The organism is Desulfurococcus mucosus DSM 2162 (assembly GCF_000186365.1).
Taxonomy (GTDB): domain Archaea; phylum Thermoproteota; class Thermoprotei_A; order Sulfolobales; family Desulfurococcaceae; genus Desulfurococcus; species Desulfurococcus mucosus.
On the sequence record NC_014961.1, the window covers coordinates 95,272 to 119,993 of the forward strand.

Annotated in this window: 24 protein-coding genes and 4 tRNA genes; 10 read left to right on the forward strand and 18 right to left on the reverse strand. The window is 52.1% G+C overall.

The window, feature by feature from the left end; translation table 11 throughout:
* Window positions 1–9 precede the first annotated feature (9 nt).
* From DESMU_RS00525 to DESMU_RS00555, 7 genes are all read right to left on the reverse strand, one after another.
* Window positions 10–495, reverse strand: a complete 486-nt coding sequence (locus DESMU_RS00525) for a Na+/H+ antiporter subunit E (RefSeq protein WP_013561641.1) — start codon at window positions 493–495, stop codon at window positions 10–12.
* Window positions 492–896, reverse strand: coding sequence for a Na+/H+ antiporter subunit C (locus DESMU_RS00530; protein WP_013561642.1), 405 nt, complete (start codon window positions 894–896; stop codon window positions 492–494). Before DESMU_RS00530 ends, DESMU_RS00525 begins: the two co-directional genes overlap by 4 nt.
* Entirely contained in the window at window positions 889–1,623 is a 735-nt protein-coding gene (locus DESMU_RS00535; protein ID WP_013561643.1) for an MnhB domain-containing protein, read from the reverse strand. The genes DESMU_RS00530 and DESMU_RS00535 overlap by 8 nt, the downstream gene beginning before the upstream one ends.
* A 2-nt stretch (window positions 1,624–1,625) precedes the next feature.
* Complete coding sequence (locus tag DESMU_RS00540; RefSeq protein WP_013561644.1) at window positions 1,626–1,877, reverse strand: hydrogenase subunit MbhD domain-containing protein; 252 nt, start codon at window positions 1,875–1,877, stop codon at window positions 1,626–1,628.
* Entirely contained in the window at window positions 1,874–2,230 is a 357-nt protein-coding gene (gene mnhG, locus DESMU_RS00545) for a monovalent cation/H(+) antiporter subunit G (RefSeq protein ID WP_013561645.1), read from the reverse strand. The genes DESMU_RS00540 and mnhG overlap by 4 nt, the downstream gene beginning before the upstream one ends.
* Entirely contained in the window at window positions 2,227–2,505 is a 279-nt protein-coding gene (locus DESMU_RS00550) for an MrpF/PhaF family protein (protein WP_013561646.1), read from the reverse strand. The genes mnhG and DESMU_RS00550 overlap by 4 nt, the downstream gene beginning before the upstream one ends.
* Before the next feature lie 81 nt (window positions 2,506–2,586).
* Entirely contained in the window at window positions 2,587–6,000 is a 3,414-nt protein-coding gene (locus DESMU_RS00555; RefSeq protein ID WP_245526447.1) for a glucodextranase DOMON-like domain-containing protein, read from the reverse strand.
* 146 nt (window positions 6,001–6,146) lie between these two features.
* On the opposite strand from DESMU_RS00555, the gene DESMU_RS00560 reads away from it, so the two are divergent.
* From DESMU_RS00560 to DESMU_RS00570, 3 genes are all read left to right on the forward strand, one after another.
* A tRNA-Val gene (locus DESMU_RS00560) sits at window positions 6,147–6,236 on the forward strand.
* Between the two features lie 144 nt (window positions 6,237–6,380).
* A tRNA-His gene (locus DESMU_RS00565) sits at window positions 6,381–6,489 on the forward strand.
* Window positions 6,490–6,541: 52 nt separating this feature from the next.
* Window positions 6,542–6,766, forward strand: a complete 225-nt coding sequence (locus DESMU_RS00570; protein WP_013561648.1) for a hypothetical protein — start codon at window positions 6,542–6,544, stop codon at window positions 6,764–6,766.
* A gap of 47 nt (window positions 6,767–6,813) precedes the next feature.
* Here DESMU_RS00570 and DESMU_RS00575 read toward each other — a convergent pair whose 3' ends face one another.
* From DESMU_RS00575 to DESMU_RS00610, 8 genes are all read right to left on the reverse strand, one after another.
* The gene (locus tag DESMU_RS00575; RefSeq protein WP_013561649.1) at window positions 6,814–8,049 is read right to left on the reverse strand and encodes an ORC1-type DNA replication protein; all 1,236 of its coding nucleotides are present in this window, start codon (window positions 8,047–8,049) and stop codon (window positions 6,814–6,816) included.
* A 28-nt stretch (window positions 8,050–8,077) separates the two neighbouring features.
* Complete coding sequence (locus tag DESMU_RS00580) at window positions 8,078–8,566, reverse strand: RNA-binding protein (protein ID WP_013561650.1); 489 nt, start codon at window positions 8,564–8,566, stop codon at window positions 8,078–8,080.
* Between the two features lie 38 nt (window positions 8,567–8,604).
* Window positions 8,605–8,680 (reverse strand) — tRNA-Gly (locus DESMU_RS00585).
* A 106-nt stretch (window positions 8,681–8,786) separates the two neighbouring features.
* Window positions 8,787–11,318, reverse strand: a complete 2,532-nt coding sequence (locus DESMU_RS00590; protein ID WP_013561651.1) for a thermonuclease family protein — start codon at window positions 11,316–11,318, stop codon at window positions 8,787–8,789.
* Window positions 11,319–11,593: 275 nt separating this feature from the next.
* Entirely contained in the window at window positions 11,594–11,863 is a 270-nt protein-coding gene (locus DESMU_RS00595) for a 30S ribosomal protein S25e (protein ID WP_013561652.1), read from the reverse strand.
* Between the two features lie 260 nt (window positions 11,864–12,123).
* Entirely contained in the window at window positions 12,124–12,540 is a 417-nt protein-coding gene (locus DESMU_RS00600; protein ID WP_013561653.1) for a DUF120 domain-containing protein, read from the reverse strand.
* Window positions 12,518–12,763 (reverse strand): hypothetical protein, encoded by a 246-nt coding sequence (locus DESMU_RS07135; protein ID WP_013561654.1) that lies wholly within the window; start codon window positions 12,761–12,763, stop codon window positions 12,518–12,520. Before DESMU_RS07135 ends, DESMU_RS00600 begins: the two co-directional genes overlap by 23 nt.
* 139 nt (window positions 12,764–12,902) lie before the next feature.
* Entirely contained in the window at window positions 12,903–14,729 is a 1,827-nt protein-coding gene (locus tag DESMU_RS00610; RefSeq protein ID WP_013561655.1) for an aldehyde ferredoxin oxidoreductase family protein, read from the reverse strand.
* Window positions 14,730–14,952: 223 nt separating this feature from the next.
* Between DESMU_RS00610 and DESMU_RS07015 the strand changes: the two genes are divergently transcribed.
* Window positions 14,953–16,266, forward strand: a complete 1,314-nt coding sequence (locus tag DESMU_RS07015) for a phosphoadenosine phosphosulfate reductase domain-containing protein (RefSeq protein ID WP_245526448.1) — start codon at window positions 14,953–14,955, stop codon at window positions 16,264–16,266.
* Here the strand turns inward: DESMU_RS07015 and DESMU_RS00615 are convergent.
* Both DESMU_RS00615 and DESMU_RS00620 read right to left on the reverse strand, forming a co-directional pair.
* Window positions 16,248–16,321 (reverse strand) — tRNA-Ile (locus DESMU_RS00615). The two genes, DESMU_RS07015 and DESMU_RS00615, sit on opposite strands and share 19 nt — an antisense overlap.
* 76 nt (window positions 16,322–16,397) lie before the next feature.
* Window positions 16,398–17,294 (reverse strand): hypothetical protein, encoded by an 897-nt coding sequence (locus tag DESMU_RS00620; protein WP_013561657.1) that lies wholly within the window; start codon window positions 17,292–17,294, stop codon window positions 16,398–16,400.
* 194 nt (window positions 17,295–17,488) lie between these two features.
* Here DESMU_RS00620 and pgsA point away from each other — a divergent pair, with 194 nt between their 5' ends.
* From pgsA to cas4, 5 genes are all read left to right on the forward strand, one after another.
* Entirely contained in the window at window positions 17,489–18,073 is a 585-nt protein-coding gene (gene pgsA, locus DESMU_RS00625; protein ID WP_013561658.1) for an archaetidylinositol phosphate synthase, read from the forward strand.
* A gap of 61 nt (window positions 18,074–18,134) precedes the next feature.
* Window positions 18,135–19,154, forward strand: a complete 1,020-nt coding sequence (locus tag DESMU_RS00630) for a DHH family phosphoesterase (RefSeq protein ID WP_013561659.1) — start codon at window positions 18,135–18,137, stop codon at window positions 19,152–19,154.
* 132 nt (window positions 19,155–19,286) lie between these two features.
* Complete coding sequence (locus DESMU_RS00635) at window positions 19,287–20,321, forward strand: arginase family protein (protein ID WP_013561660.1); 1,035 nt, start codon at window positions 19,287–19,289, stop codon at window positions 20,319–20,321.
* A 14-nt stretch (window positions 20,322–20,335) separates the two neighbouring features.
* Window positions 20,336–20,926, forward strand: coding sequence for a class IV adenylate cyclase (cyaB, locus tag DESMU_RS00640; RefSeq protein WP_245526449.1), 591 nt, complete (start codon window positions 20,336–20,338; stop codon window positions 20,924–20,926).
* A gap of 159 nt (window positions 20,927–21,085) precedes the next feature.
* Window positions 21,086–21,733: a CRISPR-associated protein Cas4 gene (gene cas4, locus DESMU_RS00645; protein WP_013561662.1), complete on the forward strand. Its 648-nt coding sequence runs from the start codon at window positions 21,086–21,088 to the stop codon at window positions 21,731–21,733.
* Window positions 21,734–21,806: 73 nt separating this feature from the next.
* On the opposite strand, the gene DESMU_RS00650 is transcribed toward cas4, so the two are convergent.
* Complete coding sequence (locus DESMU_RS00650; RefSeq protein WP_245526450.1) at window positions 21,807–23,063, reverse strand: MFS transporter; 1,257 nt, start codon at window positions 23,061–23,063, stop codon at window positions 21,807–21,809.
* A 117-nt stretch (window positions 23,064–23,180) separates the two neighbouring features.
* Between DESMU_RS00650 and DESMU_RS00655 the strand changes: the two genes are divergently transcribed.
* Window positions 23,181–24,701: an extracellular solute-binding protein gene (locus DESMU_RS00655; protein ID WP_013561664.1), complete on the forward strand. Its 1,521-nt coding sequence runs from the start codon at window positions 23,181–23,183 to the stop codon at window positions 24,699–24,701.
* Window positions 24,702–24,722: the final 21 nt, after the last annotated feature.

Genomic DNA, 24,722 nt, shown 5'->3' on the forward strand with positions numbered 1-24,722 from the left:
TCACCCCTGTTAATCAAATATCTTGGATGCGTAGCGCTCGAATTCCTCGCTTATAAGTAGCCTGGCCTGCCATGGTTCAGTAGTCGACACATCTATCCAGTTCACGTAGAAGAAGCCATCTCTCTCATCCACTACGACTGTGCCAGGTGTATTCGTGATGGAGTTTGCCACCAGTAGCCTAGCGTAGTCGGATACCACCGTGACAGGTACCTTAACTATCCCTGGCCTAATATTCATGTTGAAGATCCTCTTCACTACATCCATGTGAGCCTTGAACTCTATCACCGTCATGTACTTCAGGAAGTAGAGCAGGGATACGAGGAGCCGGCTTGGCTGAAGCAGCTTACCCGGGTTTCTGACAAGGTATCTTCCAGTGACCCAGCCGGCTACGGATGCAACTATTACTCCTGTAGCGATGTCGTAGGGGGTGAGGCTACCGGCTATGAGTATGTATATTATGAATACGAGTAGTGAGGCGGCTAATCTATCGATCACTCCTCCGGCACCTCCTCTGAGACCGCTTCAACGAGTCTTCTGGCGTCAGTCGTACCCTTCAACCGGTAGGCCTGTATTATCCCGAAGGCTATCAACGCGTTGACCGCCATGCCTATCACTATCCCTGTTAACACTAGGGCCTGCGGCAAGGGGTCTACGCCATGTTGCTTCACGTATTCAAGGTTCTCGGGGGTTAGCTCGACTAGGATGGGGGGTATGGAGGGGTAGACCAGCCTATACCCTATCATTATGAACACCACGAAAACGGTGTCGGAGAGCATGGTTAAAGAAATCAGCTTCTTAACAAGGCTCCTTCTGTAAACTATGCCATATATGGAGATCAACGCGTTCAAGACGAGCACTATCAGGAGCAGAGACCATGTGAAAGCGGATTCACTCACTTCCCTCACCCTCCTCGATCAGTGAAAGGTAGAGGAATACGGCTGCGAAACCAGCTGCCACGGCTATATACTCGAAGAAATTATAAAGGAAGAGGCTTCCACTGATCAACATGCCTGCCACATGTGAGGGATAAAACCTGGTGTTAGAGGCTAATTCAAGCCCCTTGAAAACCGGTAGCAACGCTACAATCCCTATTGATGCAAGCGCTAATCCTCTAACAGCTATAAGCTTCTCGGATGTCACGCCTTTACTCAGCACAGCGTACACCGAGTAAACAGGTATCAGTAGCAGGAATGCCACTCCCAGAGTGGATCCTCCTTGGAAGCCTCCTCCAGGCGTGAGGTGCCCGTGGAGTGCTATGCTTGCGGATGCACCGATGATCATCACAGACACTATCTTCGTTGAGGTCCTAGCTATACCTGTGAGGCCTTCGCCTCTACCGGGTCTCAGGGGTTTGAGACCCCTGAATACAGCGAGCCCCCCGACGATCGCGAGGAAGAACACGGCGGTCTCGTAAACTGTGTCCAGCCCCCTGTAGTCCCATACTATGGCTGTAACGGACTCCGGACTCATTGAAGAGTAGTTTCCATAGTAGGAGTTCTCAATATAGAATAATCCAAGCTTCTTAATCGTGGTTGAGGGCTCAACGCACCCTGTGTATGTGAGGATGAAGGCGCCTGCGATTGTTAATACTAGTAACACTGCCAGCAGGCGGTGTCTCTCCAAGGCTATCCCTCCTCGAATCTCTCAGTCTTACTAACCACGTAGACCAGTAGGGCTGAGTAGATTCCAACTGAGACAGCTATGTATGTTAACACTATGTCCGTGGCGGCAAAGACATGTAGTAGGATAGTGTACGCTATGCTCTGGCCTGCTGAGAACCCCACGGCTTTTAAGAGGTCTCTCTCGGTGACAGTGAGGTACACGAATACAAGGCTCAGCAGGCTACCCAGGATTATTAGGAGTAGCGTGAGGCTCACTTCTCATCCTCCTCGAGTGCGTCGTATACGGGATTCCATTCAACGCTTCTAGATTTATGCGCGGCGTAAGCTAGTACATGGCTTCCCACGGGCGCTATTATCATCAGTATTATAGCGGTGGCGAATGCGCCGCCGGCTATTATAAACCTCCCATCTAGCTCCGGCGTTCCCAGCGCGATCAATGCGACACCAATCAATGGGAACACAGCGCCATATATGGCGCCGATTGTCGCTGCATGGAGCCGCACGTAGAAGTTGGGGAAGCGGAGGAGGCCTATTGCTGCTATTAGGTCGAATACTCCTCCAGTGAAGAGGAGGATTGAGCCGAGCCAGAAGAGGATGGCTTCAATCATGCTTCCACCCGTTTCGAGGCAAGGTGCTTCGAGATAAAGATGTCGAGGAGGTATGCCCATAGAGCTAGGAGCATGGAGGGCGTGATCATGAGGGGGGAGCGATAGTAGAGGGCTATGAGTGCTAGGAACACGGCTAGGTCGTATGCTATGCAATCGATTGCCAGCACTATGTCAGGTATAGTGGGTCCCTTGACGGCTCGCAGAGTGTAGAGCACGATTGCGGCGATGTAGAGTGGCGCCGATATCACTGCTATATACTCTATATACTGGAACATACTCTTTGACCCGATTGATCCCTAGAGATAGGATGCAAGTATAAATATGTTTCGGCCATGAGGAGCACGGTTGAAAAAAGCCTAGCTACGCTTCAAGCGTAGCAGGTATACCAGTATAGATACAGAGGCCGCTACCACTACGGCTACAGCAACGGGAAGTAAGGGCATACCACCCTCCTGACCCGGCTGAGTGATTGTCGTCTGCGGTGTGCTCGTAGTCGTTGTGGTTGTAGTTGTTGTAGTAGTCGTTGTTGTAGTGGTTGTGGTTGTAGTGGTAGTTGTCGTCGTAGTTGTAGATGGAGGCGTCGCCCCATATCCCCGTAGCAGAGCCTGCCTACCGTTTGCTGCATCAAAGCTTGTTAACATCTGGTACTGCTCCTGTGGTGTTGGCGCGAGCACGTCCAGTATGTAGGGGATGACGTTGGCGAGCATCGCCACAGAGTAGTTTGAGGGTACGTTGACCTGCCACTCTCCCCCACCTATCGAGAACCCCCTGATCCTGTTTGTTCCAAACCCATCATGGCTTGTCACAGCCACCGTGAACACCCATTTATCAAGGTTCCCTGAATCGTAGAGCACCTTCTTCGATACCTCTGCTATGATGCTGTTGCTCGCCTGATCAGCGTAGACCTTGAAGTCTCCGTCCTGCGTGACCGGTGTGTCTTTATCATAGTAGTAGAGTGCTGACCTCTCTCCAACCGGGATCGGGTCGTTGCCCCATCCAGGTGCAAGTATGAGGGCCATGTGCCACTCGTAACCCTGCGCTATGGCGGCGTTCAACCCTATGGTACTGGAATTCCCCCCGTTCAACGTCGTGTGTATGTAGATGTGAACTTGCTGCATGCTCCAGCCATTGGGGCCTGACCAGGGGTTCCCTCCGAGATCCCTGAACGTTATCTTGAACACTACTTTATCTCCCTGGTCGATAACTGTGAAGCCGGTCATGTCGAAGACACCTGGCTTAAACACCGCGTTAGTAGGGTATTTGAAGCCACCGGGTCCGTCGTCGTCGCCCACTGGGTCGTTCATTTTGAACACCACGTTTCCACCTATGGCTCCACGGGGCACCTGTATCTGGTAGACCAGCCCGAACCTGGAGGAGTATTCTTTCACCATGCTACCATTGTAGAGTACGACTGCGAGGAACGCCATGCTTCCCTCGGGTAAGCCTAGGGTGGATGTATCAATAGAGAACTCGCCAGTGGTGGATGAACCGCTCCTGCTTACTCTGAGCTCGCCTGCGGCCACCTTGCTCCAACCGTTACCCGTAGCGTTAGATAGGGTTACACTAGCACTGGAGACTTCTACAAGCACCTCTTTAACCAGGTATATACCTAGATCAACCCTGTTGCCACGTGGATATACCTGGTAGCCTGGGTTAAACGGTGAGAGGGATGTTGACGGAGTAGCGAAGTAAACCCCTATCTTCAAGTCGCTGATGCTAGTGGTCGACAAGTTGAAGGCGAAGTATAGCTTGCCAGGCTCCACGAGTAGCAGCATGGAGTCAAGGGTTGCCCCTACAGGTATCCTGAGCCCATTACCGCTTGAGACTTCCGTAAACCACTGTGGTTCAATTACTCCGTCAATTGAAGGCGTGTAGCCTGAGGGCTTCGGCACATTCGTGTTCAACACGCCCACCGGGGTTCCATCAGGGTATGCTGTGACACCTAGGTAGTCTGGAGGTGTTAGCCCAGCCAGCTCGTAGGCTTTCCGCAGGTATGCCTTAAACAACGGGTCGAAGGTCTGCGGGGATCCCCCGCCGTCCCCGCCGTACCACCACCACCAGTCGCTGGCCTCAGCCTTCAGGAGGTTCCGTGCGATCTCGGGGAACTTAGTGTAGAGCTCCTTGAAGCTTTGGAGGCCGAGTTTTCCTAGAACATCGCTTCTCGCCTTGACGAGCCACATCCATGCAATGTTCTCTTGTCTATCACCTATCCATGTAGCGAGCTCTCCACCAGACCACGAGCCCTCCGGTATGCGTGCCTGGATACTCTTCCTCGGGAGGTCACTGTAGCCGTTGCCATAGCTGTCCCGCGGTATATTAGAGATATCCTTCCCGGAGAGATCCAGGTAGGAGTATGTCTTCAAGGGTAGTTGCTGCGCGGTATCAGGGTACCTGGCTATGAATGCTCCGGGTGTAGTTGTCTCAACCTGCCCCTGGGATTGGAGCTCTGAAAGCCTCTTGTAGAGCTCGTTGAGGAATAAGTCACCGAATTTCTCGTAGTTCTCCCAGGGGTTTTCACCATCTAACGCTATCACGATCATCCTGGGACCGTTCACAGAGGCCCTTAAAGAGAGTATCCTGTTAACCAGGTCGTTCACGGCGTCAACGTAGCTTCGCCCACTATACTGGAAGCTTATAAGGTTGCTTAGCTCGGTGCTCCTGAAAACCACGTATATCCTGCCGGCTTGTAGATCAATGTACCAGGGTGTTCCAAGCATGTTCACGTCCGCAGTATTCACGCCTGCCTTACCGAGTATGGATTCATCGGTTATAGTCCAGTTCACGCCAGCCCTCTTGAATGCTGCCAACACCTCTTCGTTCACAGCTTGCTCAGCTGGCCATACCCCGGCTGGCGTTACATTGAAGTACTTTTTGAATAGCCTCATGCTCTCAGAGATATGGATCTCCAGGTCCTCCGAGAACCCTAGGTCGGCGACTATTGGGGCCAATGGATGACTGTAGGGCACCGGTATGAGTTCAACCTGCCCTCTGGACACTAGATCCCTGTAGGCGGGCACCACGTTGGCGAGAATGTCCCTATGCACTAGCAGAACCGCTCTCAGGTCGCTTGTAGTGTAGGATGGCTTGCTCTGAGAGTACGCTTTCTCCATCAACGAGTAGATATCCGGGTACTTCTCCTTGGCAACCTGGGGGTCTATCCATAGGAGGTTGAATAACACTGCAAGGTCGATCACGTTTTGACCCGTTAGATTACCGCCTGTGAAGGAGTCCACTACACACGACATTAGCTCGCTTTCCGAGCGCGTAATAGTGGAGCAGTTAGACCATGCGGACTGGGCTAGTGAGCGTAGCTCACGGAACCTCGGGGAGTTATCGATTATTCTACCCCAGTTTATATCGAAGAACCCGCCGGGTATCTGGAGCATCCGGAACACGTCTTCCCTTGTCACGGTGCCGTTAACAATCTTCCACGCTATGATTTCACGGGCATCCATCTTATTGTTTTCAACCATGTCCGTCAACTGCTCCAGGAGCGACCCTGAGAAAGTGAAGGTCACCCTTATATCGGGGTATTTTGAGAGTATATACGCCATCTTATAGTAGTTTCCGACGGCATGCATCCTGACCCAGGGGAGAACCAGGTAGGATTCATCAGCACTATAATACCATGGCTGGTGGTAATGCCACACTATTGCAACATATATCTTGTTGCTGAGGCCGCTGGTCACCGGTAGCGTTGGCTGTAGCATGGATAATAGTAATAGGGATAGGGCGAGCAAGAGTATAATCCTCATTATTTCACACCTCATTACAAAATCTACCTTAGGGATGGAAAACTATATAAGTATTAGTTTCATCATTCAAGTAAAATAGTACTCGGAAGCCCTGCACAGGCGCCCATTGACCCAGGGTAAACGTTAAAAATCCCTCTTCAACCCATTAGATAACCCTGTATGGGCCCGTCGTCTAGCCTGGTTAGGACGCCGCCCTTACAAGCCGGCTCTGGGAAAGGCGGAGGCCCGGGGTTCAAGTCCCCGCGGGCCCATTCACTCACCGCCACAGGCGTATCCTGCCAACGGCTAAGTATAAAAAGACGCGACAAGTAATATTCTATCCCCTGGAAAGGGCCCGGACTAGAGCGTGAAGCTGTGACGAGCCCAGGCCACGGGACCCGGCTCCATGGAAAGTGGCCCGGGTAGCTCAGCCTGGTTAGAGCGCCGGGCTGTGGACGTATCCCCGATGATCACGAGGGGATGGTGGAAACCCGGAGGTCCCGGGTTCAAATCCCGGCCCGGGCCCTTACGCTTATGGCGGGTTGTTTAATGATGCTAGGTAGGGTTGGTGTCTGAGATGAGCGTGCAGAAGCCGAGGGAGATATATGTTCCCATACATGCCTTACCGACTTGCAGCCTGACGGATCCATGCCCTAACCTGGAGCTGGTTGAGCTCGAGAGGGAGGGGGAGAAGTACTGTGTTGCATACTGCAAGGTGCTCGAGAGGTATTTAACTAAGTCTGCTGCGAGGAAATGCGAGTCCACGTGGAGGGGTTGCCCATTCGCGAAGCTCGTCATGTAGTGTGTTGAAGCCTACCGGATACACACTGGCGCCTCCAGCGTGTTGAACTAGTATTCGACATCCTTCTTCCTCCATATCAATGCATCCAGGTATTTTTCGAGCTCCTCGAGGGGGCCGTATGGTATTGATATAATGGTTGTTCTACCTCTGTTCTCCACATTCTTGACTGTTGTATCCACTATGCCTAGTCTGCGGAGATTCCTCACGTATTCATAGAGCTGGGTGTGCCTCCTCGGTGTTTCACCATAAGTGTTGCAGAGCAACCTATACTCCTCCTCCACCTCCCCCATCTCAACCCCTTTAACATTCCTTCTGCGCAGTAAGCGGACTATGCTCAGTAAGAGGAGGAGCTCGTGTAGGGGGCTATACCTTATGGCATCGCTCACCCTTTCAATCTCCCTGCTTAACCTGGATATGGCTTTCCTCACGTGTTCCACTGTGAGCCTTCTAGCCCCCTCCCTTTCAGCTATGTCGCCGGCTACTAGGAGCGTTGTCAACGCGTGGCGAGCGTTTCCCTCACCATTCTTGTCGACTCCCTCGTATTCAGCGATGAATTCAAGGGCTTCCTCATCGTATGCGTCATCTTGGAATGCAAGCCTCGCCCGGTACCTTAGGATACCGAGTAGCTGGCTCGAAGAATATGGTTGCAGCCTCACCACGTGTCTATCCAAGTAGGACTCTGTGACAGGGTCGAAGAAACCCGTTGTACTGGTGTTGGCTGAGATGAATACTAGGTTCAAGCGCCTTGATCCATCACCGGCTTCATGCATTCTCGCAATAAAGTACACTGATTCCCTGCCCACCACGCTGGCGAAGTAGTGGAAGTCGTCGAGAACCATGATGGCATACCTGTCGTTCTCTTCGAGGAACGATAGAATCATATCCACAATCTCCCTGGGTGAAAAACCCCTCGAGGGAGTGGTTAAACCGAGTTGTGAGGCTGCATCGTGGACTATGCTGAATAACGTTCTACTCCTATAGCAGTTTACATGTATGTAGTCTAGTGAAACCCCTCTCTCCCTCGCTACATGGGTGAAGCCCGTGGCAAACATTCTCACAAGAGTTGTCTTACCCGTACCCAGTCCACCTGTTACGAGGACGCGTTGCGCAATTGAGCCTGGATCCGTCACCAAGTGCCTGAAATAGGAGGCCAGGGACCGGAGCTCCTCATCACGGTAGGGTAGCGCGTCTGGCACATACTCTGGTGCAAGGCTTTCACGGTTCTTGAAGAGCGTGGGCCTCCTCAACTCATCCTCAATTATCCTCCTTACATCCCGCTCCATGACCTATTCCTCAACGCCCGGTGGCTGCTTAAAAACACCTTCGAATAGCTTCACAATACCCTACACCAATATAGACTTTATCCCCTATGCTCTCTATGAAGAGGCATCGCGTTGACGCAGGATCATGGATTATCCCCCTTTCCTTCAACTCCTTCACTAACGATGTGAATACATCCCTGCTCACACCTCTAACCCCCCTCATCCTAACCCTCACTTTGACTCTTTCAGGTAGCTCTAGGCCGCTGAGGGAGCCCAGGGGATCCCTTAAGAGCCCTGTAAGCGGTACAACGCGTTGCACTGGAATAATGTTCTCCACGAAGCCGTACTCGCCGCTGAGGGCTCTGCCATAGATCCTTCCAGCATCGATGCAGCTGCGCACCTGGAGCACTCCCGGGAACCCTGTCTCCTCCACTATTACATTACTGTCTAGGCTGAACAAGAAGTCCCCGATCTCGCGGGCACACCATTCATCACTACCTGTTCTACATGTAACCAGTAGAACCACACTGCACTCCAAGATATCCCCCTCTTTCCCGATGCATCGGGGAGGAGTAATGCGGCGGCCGGGATTTGAACCCGGGATCTCCGGCTTGGGGGGCCGGCGTCCTAGTCCAGGCTAGACGACCGCCGCATCCATGCTCAAAATAATCAAGGGTGGTCGGCTTATAAAACTTCACGCTACCCAGGGATCCCGGGAGGCTTCCAGCATGGGAGGAGAAAAAAGTCTAAGTGTTCGACTACTCTCCCTTCACGAGGAAGCGTAGTACTGCGGCTAGAACTACTGCTACTCCGAGGCCTACACCGGCTGACACCGCGTAGTCTATCTCGGTCTTGACCTCGGTTACAGTGGTGGTTGTCGTGGCTGGCTGAGTAGTCGTCGAGGTAACGGTTGTAGTCTGCGTCACTGTAGCTGTGGTTGTTTCTCTTGCCGTAGTCGTATGGGTGGTTGTTTCCCTCACCGTTGAGGTGGCGGTGGTTGTAACGGGGGAAGTCACGGTGGTTGTGTAGGTCACCGTGTGGGTGGTGGTCACCGGTATAGTTGTTGTCACAGTCGTCGTGGTCGTTGTGGGGGATATGATGGTGGCTGTCGACGTAACAGTGGTCGTTGTAACAAGGATCACTGTGGCGGTGCTAGTCTTGGTTACAGTCGTGGTCTGCGTCACGGTTGTCGTTGCCTGCGGTTGCGTACTCGTGGTTGTAGTGGTGTCAGGCTGCGTTGTAGTTGTTGTCGTGGCTGGCTGAGTAGTCGTCGTAGTTGTCGTCGGCGTTGTGATTGTAGTTGTTGTAGTAGTCGTTGTTGTAGTGGTTGTAGTGGTAGTTGTTGTCGTGGTTGTTGACGTCGGGGTTATCACCTGGGGTGACTTGTAGATGTCCCTGATGGTCACCACCTGGGTGCTACCTACTGAAAGTATCATTAGAGAGCTCTGGGCTGTGGGCACAGGGTAGAGGGGTATCGACTGCAAGGGGGTGTTGTTCACTAATGGCACAATAGTGTAGTTTGATGGGGTGAGGTCCAAGGTATACATGGATATAGCTGTATAGTTACCGGCCTTGAAGCTTACGAGTATCTTACCGCTGGACGCATCATACGTGCCTCTAACCCAGCTAATGTCTCTGCCAACCTGTATCGTTTTCACGAGATTACCGTTGAAGTCTATGAGACTCATACTGTAGTTGCCGTAGCCATCCCTGTACAACACCACCCACCCGTTTCCGCCAAGAGGTATCACGTATGGATAGTACGAGGCGTTCACGGCTAGCCCGGTGGCTAAGGAAAGCGGGCCTGCAACAGTGTAATTGTTGGTGACATCGTAGACGAAGTAGTCGAGGCTACTGCTAGTTGCATTATATACTACTAGTACACGGGAGGAGCTGGCCCCCGTGCTCATACCTGCATGTATGTTACCGTAGAGAGCATTATAGTAGAAGGCAGAAGTGGTTGAAGCCAGCTGGGGTATGGGCCCCTGATCCCCGGTTCTACTATCCACCGGGATCCATGCCATGTCCGGTGCACCGGAGGAGTTAAGGTAGTACATTACTAGTCCAATGTCCCGTGAGGTAGAGGGGTTCCAGCTACTGGAAGCTATCACGGCTCTACCGCTCAACGGGTCAACCATTACTTTGGCAAGGTATTCGAAGCCTACGGCGGTGAAGTTGCCGTACTGCGTTGTGTCAGCTGTTGGAGCGATAACTAAGGTATTCAGCAATGCGGCGGGCGAGTCTAGGTTGTCGTTTACTACGGCTAGCTTAACGGTGACATTATATGTGGTTCCACTCCTATAGGTAGCGATGTATGAGACCAGCCATCCACTATACCCCGGTAGCCTGAAGACCACGGGGGCGTACGCGTAGCTCTCTATACCGACATATCCCTGCTTAACGATCGTGTTGCCGGTTATGAAGGCGAACTCCAGTCCCCTAAGGTACCTTGTTCCACTAATAGTGTCCTCGTACTGGTTCCATATAACGAGGAACCCGGTTTTATTCGCTGAGATACCTGTGAACCCCTGGAACACATTCGCCGATGAACCATTGTAACACGTCAGGATGGAGGGCGTGAACGCTATGTCACCCGTCGTCGAGTTTACTATGGCCACGTAGACCTTGGGCTTCGTGTTGCTGGCGCTATTATACTCCTCGGCTATTGCGAAAGCCTGGTATGCTTCCTGCACAGCGTATGCGAACCCGTTATGTGAACCGTAGTAGGCAGGACTCCATGACGTGATCGTTGCGACGTATGTTGACGGGTTATTATCGTATTCCACAGGGTATGCCTCGTAGAGCTCCCAGCTAGCTGGGTCGAACTCGTTATCGGTGAAGTTAACTATCTGTGCATACCCGTTGTCAACCAGCCACTTGTTAACATTGAGCAGGTGTGTTGAATTATACCTAATGTAGACTACGCCTATAATCCTCCCGTAGTCGTCGACTCCTCTAACGGAGTCTATGTCAAGGTAGAGGACTGGGCCATACTGGCCGAGGAGGATGCTTAGGTTGCCGGCAGCCCAAGCGCCTTCACTAGTGTTGATCTCCGGTGCATCTATGTCTGCAAGCCTCACAGTGTCCCTGAACCCGCCTGCCACAAGCAGGGCTGGAGCGATCCTCAACGTGTCGCCATCCACCACGCCGGCCACGGGGACCCTGGCGTCTGGAAACGGGAGCTGATACTTGCCTAGCACGCTCGGCGCCTGATATAGGAGTAGTGATGCTAGTGAGATTAACAGTGGGATCAAGAGTACTATCGTTATGGAGAGTCTTACGCCAGGCATAGAATACACCATGGGTGGCCTTAGGATTTACTTCACCGTGGTCCATATAAAAACATTTTGTCAACAAGGCGGCTGCCGGGGAGATTGAATTGGCATGCTGGAGAGAACTATTCGACTCCCGGTATCCCTGTCAAGCCCGTGCTTCACGGAACACCTAGAGTACTTGTATCTAAAAGCACGACTATTTCAGTAGGGCGGTTCACCCCGTGCAGGCAGAGTACCACTATGGTTATCATGAATACTGTGGAATAACCCTTTAAGGAGTGCAGGGAGCACTATTGTGCTGGGATGTAGACCGGTGCACGTCTACCGCCACTGTAGAGCTTCACTATGCCTCTCTTCTCAGCCTCCCTGAGCAGCTTCCTGGCGACGCTTATCCTGATGTTCAGCTCTTGTGCCAGTGTATATGGGGTATAGTATTTTACACCCTGCTTGGAAACAGCTGTCTTCAACCTCTTCAACAAGTCCTCGCTGGGCTCGAATATGTTTGCCCTAGCCCCCTTCTCGCTTGGTGTCTGCGGGGCAGGCTTCTTCTTCTCCGACATGTTAACCACCCTGCTAGACTCAACTATGGGTTAGCGGGGCTTTAAAAACATAAAGGGTGCTGTTGTTAATAATTCAATTGTGCCGGGGATGGATTCGACGGGCGGCCTGAGGAGTGATGAGCCATTGTAGCTCACTACCCGGCACATTTAATTTCCTGTGAACCAGTAGTGCTCCACGAGGCCCTATGAGGTGCAGCGGATAATCTGAGCAGGGTGACGAGTAGTTTCTCCGAGGGCCCACCCCTGGTGAACCAGTTGCTTCAGTCCTTGGGGGCGTGTGATCCCTCCTCAACCTGGATCTCAATGATGTCTCCTGTCCTGATGCCGAGGCTCCTCCTCAAATTATGCTGTGAGACCACCTCTATGATGCTTGCTGGATGCCGTGTTTTAACCGGCCTTATAATGTATACTGGGATACTATTGATCCACGCCTTCACTGCTAAGACGTCACCGTACTCTGGGCCAGGGGACTCCACCCTGATGGCTTCCCCCATGTTAATGTTGAAGACCGGTGGATCGATGAGCTCTATGTTGAGTGTGCCGGGGTATGGTTCTATCCCGAGGGCCCTACGTATGGCGTCACGGTAAAGGCTGATATACCTGCATCCCTCGCCTAATCCTTCAATCACCCTTCCCCTCAGCGTTCTGGCTCGCCTAGTACGGCTGGATGCCTCCATGCTGTGGCCCCTCTGACCTCCTCTCCGCCCTAAAGGGCGAGGATTCCCCTAGGGGGTTCACTGGTTCCCCGCATTTGTTCGGGGCTACATCTGTCATCTGCGGGGCAGTCGGGGTGGTCAGAGATCCCCCCATCTGGTTATCTCTGCTCGGGAACAACCCCTCGTGAACGAGGGGTTGCAGCCCCCTCACCGCTAAATACCTTTCCTCATCACCACTACCCATACATAAAAAACAAACTTATAAACCTTCAACCCCGCCTTGAAAGACGAGGCTTTCGGTTGTAAAGCTATAAGTAAAGTAAAGTAATATTGATTATTGATTTATTTTAGTGATCGCGGCTTCGACTGGTTTATCCGCAGTGTCAGCCTAGTTCAACTATTTTCTCGAGTATTGGTATCGTGAAGTCTAGCCCGAGCTTCAGGAGGGTTTCCCTTCTAGGTATGCCGTTCTCGTTCCAGCCTCTCATTTCATAGTATGCTTCAAGCATTTTCTCATATCTTAATGGATCCAGGTGGTGGCCTGCGTAGGGTCCCTTGGTGAGCGGGTGCTTGAACCATCTTGCGGGCGGGTAGTCCATGGAGCGACTCCACCCTGAGTGCTCGCGTATCCAGAACGCTCTTATCAACGTGTATATTCTATCTGCTACGGTGTGCATGTCGTTGATGCTCCATTCCAGCCCGGTTACCGCTGACAGCATCTTCGGGTAGTACTCGATGTTGAGGCCTAGTTCAACCCAGGGTAGCCTGCATGTGGTCAGGGACTCGAACATTCCGCCACGTATATTCTGCAGGAAGATGAGGCGTTCCACTTTCTCTCTGCTATAGGATGTCCTGTCTGTTTTAACCTCGTAGCTTATGATCCATGCATCCTTATGGTGTGCACCTATTGATGAAGTTGCGTATGCCAGAGCCATTCCAGGGGTTGTATGACAGTTGTAAGCTGACACCTCGAGCCCCTTAACATGCATAGCGAAATCCAATGCCTCGCCACCGAGGCTGGTCGACATCCTCATTACTCCCTCAGCTATGAATGCGCCTAGTCCACGCCTGTATGCTGTATCCACTACTATTTCTCGGACAGCCTTGAAGTCACCCCACTCCAGTCTCTCCCTGACCAGTCCTCTCTCACTCGCCTCCATGTAGAATCCTATCGCGTTCCCCAGGCTTATAGTGTCCAAGCCGAGTTTGTCAGCCATCTTGTTTACCTCCCCTACCCTCCTAAGGTCCTCTAGCAATATGTTGCTGCCCAGCATCGCAACGTTCTCGTAGTCTAGCTCGCTTTCCTCGCCTGCATCATCTGCTATAACGTTTCCACACTGCATGTTGCAGTATGGGCAACCCCTTCTATCGGTCTTCAGCTTCTCCATTAGGTCTCCGCTTATGGTTTCATAGAGTTCCCAGACTCCTTCCCTATAGTTCATGGTTGGTAAGACGCTGTTCTGCTGACTCCACTGTATTGTCGCCATGGTGCCCTGTCTAATCCAGTAGTCGTATCCCTCGCTTTCAAGCAGCTTCCTATATGCCTCCTCCGAGATGCTTCGAAGAGAGTTCTTGTCGGCTATGGGTGGTTCCCTCGTCCCCTTTACCACGATCGCCTTCAACCTCTTACTCCCCATTACTGCACCGATACCGGGGCGCCCGCCGCTCCTCCCCTTCTGGGAAATCACCGTGGCGTATTTCACCATGTGTTCCCCGGCGGGCCCTATCTCCAATATACCTATGTTTCTTCCATGCTCCCTTACCAGTTTATCCTCCGTTGTGAAGGTGTCAAGCCCCCAGAGGTGTTCAGCACTCCTCACCTCGACCTTTTCGTTCTCAACATATATGTAGACGGGTTTACGGGACGCCCCTGTCACCACGATCGCGTCGAAACCACTGTGCTTCAGATGGTGGCTCGCCATGGTGCCTATGTTACCGTCGCCGTAGCCGTTTGTCAACGGGCTTTTAGAGGCGACTACTAGTTTACCACTGCTCGGCAAGGGTAGGCCTGAGAGCGGGCCTGATGCAACTACTAGTGCATTATATGGTGAAAGCGGGTCTGCTCCCGGTGGAACGAGATCCCATAGGAGTCTCACAGCGAGGCCCCTGCCCCCTATGTACGACCTATATGTCTCGGGGTCAAGGATTATTTCACGCGTCTTCATCCTCGTTAAATCGACTAAGAGTACCTTACCCCACCATCCATACATATGCATCACAGTAGATACCTACGGTATCTAGAGATATAAATCTTTAGGAATGATGCATCTCAAGCCATGGGGCAGCCTGCTTGACGCGGCGACCCACATATTTCCAAACCGTGCCCGGGAACACTCCTCAACACGCCGATGCGGTAGAATCCTGGTTCCCCAAGCAATAATAGGGAGTCCAGCCTAGAGAGCTGTTTGGAACACTGCTGCAGGCGATACAGCCTTGCATCGTGGACGAGTAGTGGATGAGGGCTGGCTTTGCTGGGATGTGAGGAGGAATGCGCCGAGGCTAAACTGCAGGAAGTGGAGGATGAAACACGACTACTGGTTAGCAGGGTCATATGAAAGGAGGCTCGTGGAAGACATGGTGAGACGGGAATTCAATGCATCCTATAGTCTTCAGGGAAAGGTAATGGTGGTTCACCGAGCCCCGAAACCATCACCTGATGCCGCATTAGCCCTCGAGCTTTTCGCAGATGGAGTGAGGCTTGGCGTAGTAGAATACAGGCTTGGTGAGGGTTGGAGGCTTCACCCAAGCGGTGGATTAGCCAGCTTACTCCACAGTACAGGAGTACAGGTGGTTGAGGCTGAGTCAAGCGGGAGGAGGGTGAAGGGTAAGAAGGTGAGGGTCTCCGGGGATGTCCATGGTGCTAAATGGGTTATCCTAGACCTAGGTAGACACGTGGGTGTAGGCAGGGTTATCGATGCAGATGGAAGAGTAGTCAAGGTGAAGGATGTAGTGCCAAAGGGGTTTAAACCTCTGCAAGCCTCCAGCAGTAGCATTGTTGTCGACGTGAACAGGGATATAGTTGAGGAGGCTGTTGAAGAGGCCTCGGTGTTCCTTGAGAAAGCTACTGGAAGGGTGACCGGCAGCATAGCTGTATCTTACAGTGGCGGCGCAGACTCCACAGCTACACTGATGCTGGCTGGGAGGGTCATAGACCCCGGGAGACTAATAGTCGTCTACGTTGATACAGGGATGGATCTGCCCGGCGTCAAAGAGTACTCTATGAGAGTGTTAGGGAGGCTTGGCGTCAACCCATATGTGGTGTCATCCGGCCTCGATCCCCTTGCGGAGATAGCCTCCAGGGGGCTGCCCACCCGTGAAAACAGGTGGTGTACAAGGATATTGAAGCTTGAACCCCTGAGGAGGTTCTACAGTGAGCACGGTGTGAAACTCGTCATAGAGGGAGCCAGGAGCAGGGAGAGCAGTGGGAGGGCTGCGACGCCGAGAATAGGGGAGAATCCATTGATACCAGGGGTGATCAGGGTGTTACCGATTAAGCACTGGAGCAGGCTGCTTGTCCAACTATACTTGATCAGTGAGGGCGTCGAGTTAAACCCGCTTTACGATGAGGGCTTCACCAGGCTGGGATGCATACTGTGCCCTGCTATGCACCCCCACGAGCTTGAACTATCCTTCAGCAAGCACCGCGAATGGTTCACGATGCTCGAGGAGCGGACTGGATTAACATTGAGGGACATAGTGGAGGCGTTCTACTCGGTTAAACATGTTAATGGGCCCGGCGGGATTTGAACCCGCGTCCTCCCGGTTATCAGCCGGGCGCTCCACCAAGCTGAGCTACGGGCCCGCATCAATCAATATTCAGTAGCATGGCATATATAAGGCTTAATAACTTTTCCACAGGGCACTCGGCCCTGGGTTGCCTAGGGGGAGAGGCGGTTGGCGAGCTTGCCAAGGATACCGGTTATACTCCTCAGGGGCTTAATCAAGTACTCGCCTTTCTCGTACACCACCTCTCCATGGATCAGCACGAGGTCGGGGCTCGTGAAACGTGACGCCGTCGACCAGAAGTCTTCCTCCCCCCTGATAATCGACGCTTTCACCGGGTTCCTTAAGTCGACAACCTGGAGATCCGCGGTTTCACCCCGGTCGACATATCCTTCTCCGGCCCCGATCAACCTGTAGGGCTCGGTTAGAATCCTGTATAGTCTCGCCGCGTCGACTCCTGCACTGTGGAGGATTGCAAGCGGTTGAGGCGTGGATCCAGCGCTCCTTAAATCCATTATTCTACAGGTACTGCGGGTTGAGAGAGGGCTACATAAGACATCGTCAAGGGGTCCCAGGGGCTTGTCGTCAACGTAGAGCCTGCCGTTCCTCAATGTGAAGCTGTGGATGCCTCCGTGCACCCGGGCTTCTCCCCCGTGTATGACTATTAATGGGACCCCGAGTTCCCTAGCGGCTTCTACAGCCGCCTCCGAGTGGTCGCTATGTATTATCGGCATGGTAATACCGTTTGACACAGCATTGATGAGCCCAACCTCCGCCACGGTTTTCAACTCGTCCCTGGAGAGCACTGAGAGATCGCCTACCCTCAGCCTCCTCAAGGGGTATTCCACCACGTCCACTATGGTGCTGAAGCCGTGGAGGGCCATCGCGTATCCTTGGAAATCATACTGTAGCTCGCTTAGCTCGTGCTCCGGCTCCGGGTGTTCCCCTATGAACCCTATTCGCCCTTTTTCAATGAAGATGCATCCCTTGACTACACCGGTCTTCACGGGAAACCATAGGTTGCTGAACAATACTCTAACACTCTCACTCATACTACTGGCACCCGTTATCTGGGATCAATCCAGGTCTTTTTATCCCTCTACTCAGGGATCCAGGAAGCCTGCGGCTTGGCATACGTGGGAGATGAGGTAGTGGCGTATATGGGTGCACTCCCAGGAGCCTGTATAACCCTAAAAACCCGTTGAGCAATGATGAGGAAACATATTCATGCATGTGGTGAAGGCGGTTGCTGAACAAGCTGCGTGGGAGAATAGTATTGGTCATGGAGAGGCTGGCGAAACCCCTTGTACTCCTAGGTGTATCGCCCCACGCCCTTACGGTTTCCTCGATGCTGGTGCTCCTGGTAGGTGTATTTGTCTTCGCGTACACCTCTAACACCCTCCTCTACCTTATTTTCATAGCTGCGTCAAGCATGCTGGACGCGCTTGATGGAACGGTTGCCCGGGTAACCGGCAGGACGAGTAGGTTTGGAGCCTTTCTGGATTCAACCGTGGACAGGGTTAATGACGCGGCAATGATATGGTCTCTCAGCATCCTTGGATTCAACCAAACATACATAGTCCTGCTCCTCGTATCCTCGATGCTGGTAAGCTATGTTAGGGCTCGCGGTGAAAGCCTTGGTGCACAGTTGATGGGTATCGGGCTCATTGAGAGACCTGAGAGGATCCTTGGGATCGTATTGATACTGCTACTCTACAATGCATCAATCCACCTGGCTGAGATCCTCCTGTTGATCCTTGCAATCCTTTCAGCTGCAACGGTCCTCCAGAGGATCCTACAAGTGTACAGGTTTCTAGGCACCGGGGACTAAGGTTTTAATTATTGAAAAGACATGTATGAGGTATACATTACATCTGAGAGGGGTGCTTACTGTGTCTGGAAGCGTGAAGAGAGTGTTCGTGGCAGGTGACTGGGATGCAGACGGCGTTATTGCAGCAGCCCTCATAGTGTACAGTCAGGAGAAAGCCGGGCAATACCCTTTAGAATCCAAGGCGGTGGTTGACAAGACTCCTCTGGACCCGGATAGGGCTAAGTACTTCCTGGCTAACTTCAAGGGGGGATACGATGTAGCAGTATTCCTCGACATACCGTACAGTGAGCACCTCGGTAACGCCATTAAGATGATGAGGAACCACTTCGGGGTTTCAAAGATAATATTCGTCGACCACCATGTCACAAGCCTCCAGAAGGCGAAGGAGCTGCAGAGCATAGTTGACGTGGCGCTCATCGATCACAGGATGCCTACAGCAGGGCTCGTACTAGAGGAGCTGAATAGGAGAGGTATAAGTGTTCACCAGAGGCTGCGGAGCTTTGTTGAAGTCGTCAAATACATGGATACTGGGAGAAGAGTGCCCGATCAATACATGAAGCTATTCGAGCTAACCAAGATGTTCTCGAAAGCCCTCACGGTTGTAAGGGATGAGGCACTCTGGTCCAAGATCGTTGACTGGCTTGCCACGCCAACCCCTATGCCGATGCCACTTGACGAAGCCCTCTGGAGCAAGGTTAAAGCAGTCATAGAGGAGAGGGATAAGGAGGTAGCTGAGAAGGCCGTTGAACTCGCGGTTGGCGCAATCAAGATAGGGGACTTCCGCTTCATTGACGCGAGGAACAAGTGGAAGAAAAGAGGGGTTACAGCATTAGCGTCGAAGCTTTCAACGATACTTAAGGCACCTGTAATACTCTTAGCTGGAACCAACAGGGAGTACTTCCTCCTGGTGATAAAGGCATCGCATGGAAGAGCATACAGGATAGCGAAATACCTTGTAGGAGAGGGGATAGCCTTAGATATAGCAGGCCACCCCAACCTAGCCATCGTGAGGCTGCCGAAGGATCTCGAGAAGCAGGACCTGGTGGATAAACTCCACCATGCAATATATTATTCATCATAGCCCAACCAGCCACCGAAGATCCCTGGGAAGCCGGGTGAATGGGTTTACAGATGTAAACCTGGGGGGATGCGGGGGACCAGTGAACCCCCTAAACGGGGAAACCTCACTCCTTTAGGGCGGGGAGGAGGTCGGATGGTTAGGGTGATAGTATCAGCTAGGTCAGCATACATGCATAGGCCGGTGGGGTATCACCCGGAGAACCCGGGGCGGATTCCAAGAATAGTTGAAAGCCTCCGGAGAAGCAGTATTGATTACGAGTGGCTGGAGTCAAGTGTGCTGAATACGCGTGAGGCACTTGAGATCGCCACGAGGATACATAGTAGGAGCTATGTTGGGAAGATACTGGAGATGGCTGGTAGAGCACCATTGAATATAGATGAAGACACCTATATCTCCAAGGATAGCGTGGAGCTAGCATTGGAAACACTTGGTGAGTCATATAGACTTGCCCTGCAACAAGGCAACGGGGTGGTCTTCTACATAGCGAGGCCGCCGGGCCACCATGCAGGGGTGAGGGGGAGGGCTACAGGTGCACGCACCCAGGGATTCTGCATATTCAACAATGCCGTAGCAGCCGTGAAGGGATTCATGGATAGAGGGTTGGGGAAAGTAGCTGTATTAGACTTCGACGCGCACTACGGGAACGGCTCCATGGAGATACTCTACGGTGCAAGAGTACTCCAAGTGGACCTTCATCAGGATACCCGTACAATACCTGTGTTCCCCTTGCTACCCGGTTCAGTTGGATCCGGGGAGGGCTACGGCTTCAAAGTAGGGATTCCACTGGAGCCCGGTACCGGCGATGACTCCTACGTGGAGGTCTTGGAGGCAGTGTGGAGGGTCATTGAGAGATATAATCCAGAGGCCTTCGTGGTGTCAGCAGGGTTCGACGGCTTCAGGGGCGATGGGTTAACGGATCTAGTTCTCACCGAGTACACCTTTCATAGGCTGGGAGAGATGATCAGGGGCCTCGGGGTTCCAACAGTGGTGGTTTTAGAAGGCGGGTATTCAAGCGGCCTAGACAAAGGTGTGGCAGCATTCATCAAAGGGTTGAAGGGTGTTGCCGCAGGATATAAGCCTGCTAGGACGGTTCACCGTGTTGTCCGCCGGGTTAACTTGGAGAGAGCCATTAGCATAATTAGCTGGGTTGAGAAACATGTGTATTGAGGAGGCTGCGGGCCGTGTCACATGGGTTGCAGGTGGAAACAGAGGTCAAGTTAAGGATAACCGGGGATCCAGGCATCGTTGAGGAAAACTTGTTGAGCCACGGCTTCATAAAGGTTGACGAATGCGTTGAAAGAGACATATACTTCAAGCATCCATGCAGGGATCTATCGCTGAGCGATGAAGCCGTGAGGTTACGCTACAGGTCGTGCAGGAACAGCGGTGAACACTTGGTCTTAACCTATAAGGGGCCGAGGATCAGCAGGGAAGGAGTGCTCAAAGCGAGAATGGAGGTGGAGGCAAGGCTTCAGCCCGGTGAGATACACAGCATGGTCAAGCTCCTGGAATACATTGGCTTCCCCAAGCTAGCATCCTTCACAAAGAAGCGGTTCATCTTCCATAAGGATGGCTTGGAGGCAACTATAGACGAGCTCATGGGTGTCGGCTTCTTCCTCGAGGTAGAGTTAAAGAAGCCTGATGCCGTGAAAGCCCTGCAAGACTTACTAAGGGGACTCTCCAATGTAACAGTGATGGTTAAGGAAACATACCTCGAGATATGCTTAGAGACAGGGAGGTGTATTGATGAGCAGGGTTCTTTCCCTACTTGACTACCTCTAGGCTATGGCTCAACGCATGTGTGCCGTGAGGGATTTAAGTGAGTGAAGCAATACTTGTATCGCGGGATTTCATCTACGATGGCCTCCCCGGGCAAGCGGTTGCCTCAGGGGTGGCTGTGGATGCGTAAAGTAGACCCCTGGGTGGGCTGAATGTATAGGGCGTCATCACTGGTTACAGAGGCCCTCTACAGGCGTGTCATAGGGGAGCACATGGCTAGGATGGGTGAGTTGAGGGACGGTAGCACAATATATGTAACGGATCTAGTTGCATGCAGCCACAAGTACCACATGAGGAGAAAGTACCCGGAGCTGACAATAGGCTTCGAGCCCTCCATGGTTCTAGGGGAGCTCCTCCATAAAGGGTTAGAGGAGGTGTTGAAGGGCGAGGGCTACGAGGTTGAGAAAAGCGTTGAAGTACCAGTGGAGATAGATGGAGCCAGGTACATTGTTAAAGGAAGGGTTGACGCCTATAATCCCGGTACTAGAACCGTGGTTGAAATAAAGAGCTCCAGGACCTCTAGAGGCATTCCTAAGCCACACCATGTTGAACAGTTGAATATATACCTGAACATCATGGATGTCGAATCAGGGATCCTGGTGTATGTTACAAGCGATAAGATAGTGGAATACGTTATTCCACGGGAAAGAGTCGACGTAACTGGCCTAGTCAGGAACACGTTGGGCAACCTAGTCCACCCGCGATACGAGTGGGAATGCGAGTACTGCGTGTTCAGGAGGCTGTGTCCATATGCTAGAGAGGAAGGGGAGAAGCTCTACACGGATACTGGTAGGAAGTGATGAACTCGGGTGAGCGGAGCCTAGGCGATGAAGACGGTCTTGAGTACTGAACATGCCCCACGGACACAACCCATTAGTTGAGAAGGGTTCTCAGACTCCTGAAGACCAGGTAGAGATATATGAATGCTGCCACGCTGAGAACGCTTGAAGCCAGCAGGCTTCCCACGGCGCCAAGCCACACGTAGAGTAATCCACCGATGTAGCTTGCAAGAGCCCAACCCATGTTTTCAATGAATCTCTGGATGCCTGCAGCTCTTCCACGGAGCTCTACTGGGAGTATCCTTGTAAGCATTGCGGAAATCACCGGTCCCATGAGGGCTCCACCTATAGCCCCACTCACACTGCCGGCTACCAGAGCAGTCATCGGGCTCACCCCCATCAGCGTAGGGGAGGCGAAGAACAGGTATGATGCAGCTGAGAGAACACTTGTTGTAACCATTACTGCAACATAGTTTTCACTGATCACGGATGCCAGTATCAGCGATGCAATGATCGAGGAGGCCGTGCCCACCGTGCTTACAATACCCCACTCGGTGTTCGAGACACCTAGTATCCTGACAGAGTATATGGAGCCATAGGTGTTCCATACTGATGATGCAAGCGGCGCTATAAAGCCTGTGAACAAGTAGATGAGGATGACGTGCTTCATCATTTTAAACCTGAATAACTCGGTGAGATCCTTCACCAGGTTGAAGCCTCCCCTGTTAGCCACGGTGAGGGTCTCCTTCAGGGCCCGTGCCCTTAGAAGAAGCACCATCAAGCTCAGTACACCGGAGACCAGGAACCCGTACCTGATGCCTTGCACACCATAGATATCGTATAGTCTCCCCCCGATTACAGGCATGAATAGCCATGGTATACTTGGAAACACGTTTAACGCTATGAAACCCTTGAGCTCCTTCCTCGATGGAATGGAATCCATGATTATTGCCGTCAGCGCGGGCTGGTAGAAGTGTGCGGCTTCATCTATCACCCATACGACGGCGAGCTGGCTCCAGGACCCCACTAGTGCATAGGCGAACTGCGTCAGTGAAACTAGTAGTGTTCCAGCAAGAATCATCTTAACTCTCCCTACACGATCCGTTAGAAGCCCCCCTACGACTGTGAAAACCCCTAGGACAACCATGCCAATGGATTTTACCACGGCGATCTCCAGGTCTCCTGCCCCAAGGCTCTTAGCGTAGAGTGAGAAGAAGGGCTGTACAAGGGCACCGCTTAAACCATAGAGGAACCATGATATAGCCATGACTAGCACGTTCCCGCTTAATACATTCCTCAACTCCCTGAAGCCGTTTGCGACGCTCTCCATAAGCACCCCCATGTAGCTCATCATCTATTCATGTGGCGTTAAAAACACGTGTGATTAGTGCTGTGGTTGCCTGCTTGTTGGAAGATCAGGGACAGTTTTATAAGTGGGGCCACTGTAAATTTTATAACGGGTGTGTGTATGAGCCAGGCCCTCACGAAGACGCAAGCCCTGATACTCGTCTTCCTCATCATTGTAGCTGTCGCCGGAGTCTTCATCGCGATGCAGTGGCTCTCATCCTCGCAGTCCTCGACGACAACAACACCGCCTCTTACAACGACAACCACTACTGGTACAACAACTACCACCGCGACAACAACGACTACCACGCCCGCTGGAAACACGATAGTCATAGGCAGCACCGTCATCCATGTATCAAGCGAGTTCAAGCAGTTCGTTGAAGACGCGAAGGCTGGGCGGGTCAGTGTCAAGATATACTTCGGCCATGCTTTAACGGAGAACGAGCGTAAGGCGTTCCAGGACATAATAAGCATGTTTAAGAACGAGTACCCAGGCATAGAGGTGGTTGAGGTAGCGTACTCGGGAATGGACGTGTTAAAGAGCCAGATTAGTGCGATAGCCACGTTGTCTCCTGAGCAGAGAAGCAACTACATAGGCAAGGTTCCCGACCTCTTCACATGGGCGCACGACTGGATAGGGAGTTTCGCTGATAAAGGCTACATACTTCCACTGGAAGAGGTTCTCAGCTCCGACACCATCATAAATGACATTGCGCCAAACCTGCTGCCCATAGCTCTCTCCGCTGTAACATACAACCTGAAAACATATGGGTTACCCTACGCTGGTGAAACTATTGCACTGATAGTCAATAAGAATCTTGTACCAAACCCGCCGGCATCCTTTGACGAGATGCTTCAGGTAATGAAGTCCTTCACGAACAGGAACACGGGTAGCTATGGTCTCTCATATCAGGCTGACCCATACCACTTATATCCATTCGTCACGGCTTTCGGAGGCTACTACTATGATGAAGCCACTAAGAGCATAGGTGTGAACTCGACTGGCACTAAGCAGGGAATAAAATTCTATATACAGAACGTCCTACCATATGTGGATGTATCGGACTTAGGGCTAACCTACCAGACAAACCTCTTCCTGAACGGGAAGACACCAATGATGATTACTGGGCCCTGGAACATTGCAACAATAAACAAGTCACTTGGACTCAGCAACATAGCGATCGCGCCTCTACCAAACATAGGTGACAAGGTGCCTAAGCCGTTCAGCGGATATAGGGGGATTTATATTACCCTGATGGCTAATGTGGGCGGCAGGGAGCGCCTCTATGCTTCGGTCCTCTTCACACTATATGTTGCATTGAATGATAATGCGTTGAAGATATTGGTGGACAAGAACAACTATGTGCCGGTGAAGAACACGATGATAACATATATCCAGGAGAATAAGGACAAGTATCCAATAGTCTACGGCTTCCTCACGCAGCTCATGAGGAGTGTACCCATGCCAAAGGATCCGATGATGGATAAAGTGTGGAATGTCGGAACATACATTAACGCTATACTGGGGAAGTACAGTGAGGCATTACAGTCCGGTAAAACAGTCGATCAGGCTGTGGCAGAGACACTCAGCGTTGTCGACCAGCAGTTGGATGAGGCCTACGCTAGTATTGTTGGCAAGTAGTAGAGGTGTGTCCATGTAATG

Coding starts and splice junctions, on each gene's coding strand:
- mnhG (WP_013561645.1), bottom strand. CDS start 2,230: ATGATTGAAGCCATCCTCTTCTGGCTCGGCTCAATCCTCCTCTTCACT.
- DESMU_RS00555 (WP_245526447.1), bottom strand. CDS start 6,000: ATGAGGTGTGAAATAATGAGGATTATACTCTTGCTCGCCCTATCCCTA.
- DESMU_RS07135 (WP_013561654.1), bottom strand. CDS start 12,763: ATGGGTAGTGGTGATGAGGAAAGGTATTTAGCGGTGAGGGGGCTGCAA.
- DESMU_RS00600 (WP_013561653.1), bottom strand. CDS start 12,540: ATGGAGGCATCCAGCCGTACTAGGCGAGCCAGAACGCTGAGGGGAAGG.
- DESMU_RS00550 (WP_013561646.1), bottom strand. CDS start 2,505: ATGTTCCAGTATATAGAGTATATAGCAGTGATATCGGCGCCACTCTAC.
- DESMU_RS00570 (WP_013561648.1), top strand. CDS start 6,542: ATGAGCGTGCAGAAGCCGAGGGAGATATATGTTCCCATACATGCCTTA.
- DESMU_RS00655 (WP_013561664.1), top strand. CDS start 23,181: ATGAGCCAGGCCCTCACGAAGACGCAAGCCCTGATACTCGTCTTCCTC.
- cas4 (WP_013561662.1), top strand. CDS start 21,086: ATGTATAGGGCGTCATCACTGGTTACAGAGGCCCTCTACAGGCGTGTC.
- DESMU_RS00595 (WP_013561652.1), bottom strand. CDS start 11,863: ATGTCGGAGAAGAAGAAGCCTGCCCCGCAGACACCAAGCGAGAAGGGG.
- DESMU_RS00620 (WP_013561657.1), bottom strand. CDS start 17,294: ATGAGTGAGAGTGTTAGAGTATTGTTCAGCAACCTATGGTTTCCCGTG.
- DESMU_RS00650 (WP_245526450.1), bottom strand. CDS start 23,063: ATGAGCTACATGGGGGTGCTTATGGAGAGCGTCGCAAACGGCTTCAGG.
- DESMU_RS00590 (WP_013561651.1), bottom strand. CDS start 11,318: ATGCCTGGCGTAAGACTCTCCATAACGATAGTACTCTTGATCCCACTG.
- DESMU_RS00610 (WP_013561655.1), bottom strand. CDS start 14,729: ATGTATGGATGGTGGGGTAAGGTACTCTTAGTCGATTTAACGAGGATG.
- DESMU_RS00635 (WP_013561660.1), top strand. CDS start 19,287: ATGGTTAGGGTGATAGTATCAGCTAGGTCAGCATACATGCATAGGCCG.
- DESMU_RS00575 (WP_013561649.1), bottom strand. CDS start 8,049: ATGGAGCGGGATGTAAGGAGGATAATTGAGGATGAGTTGAGGAGGCCC.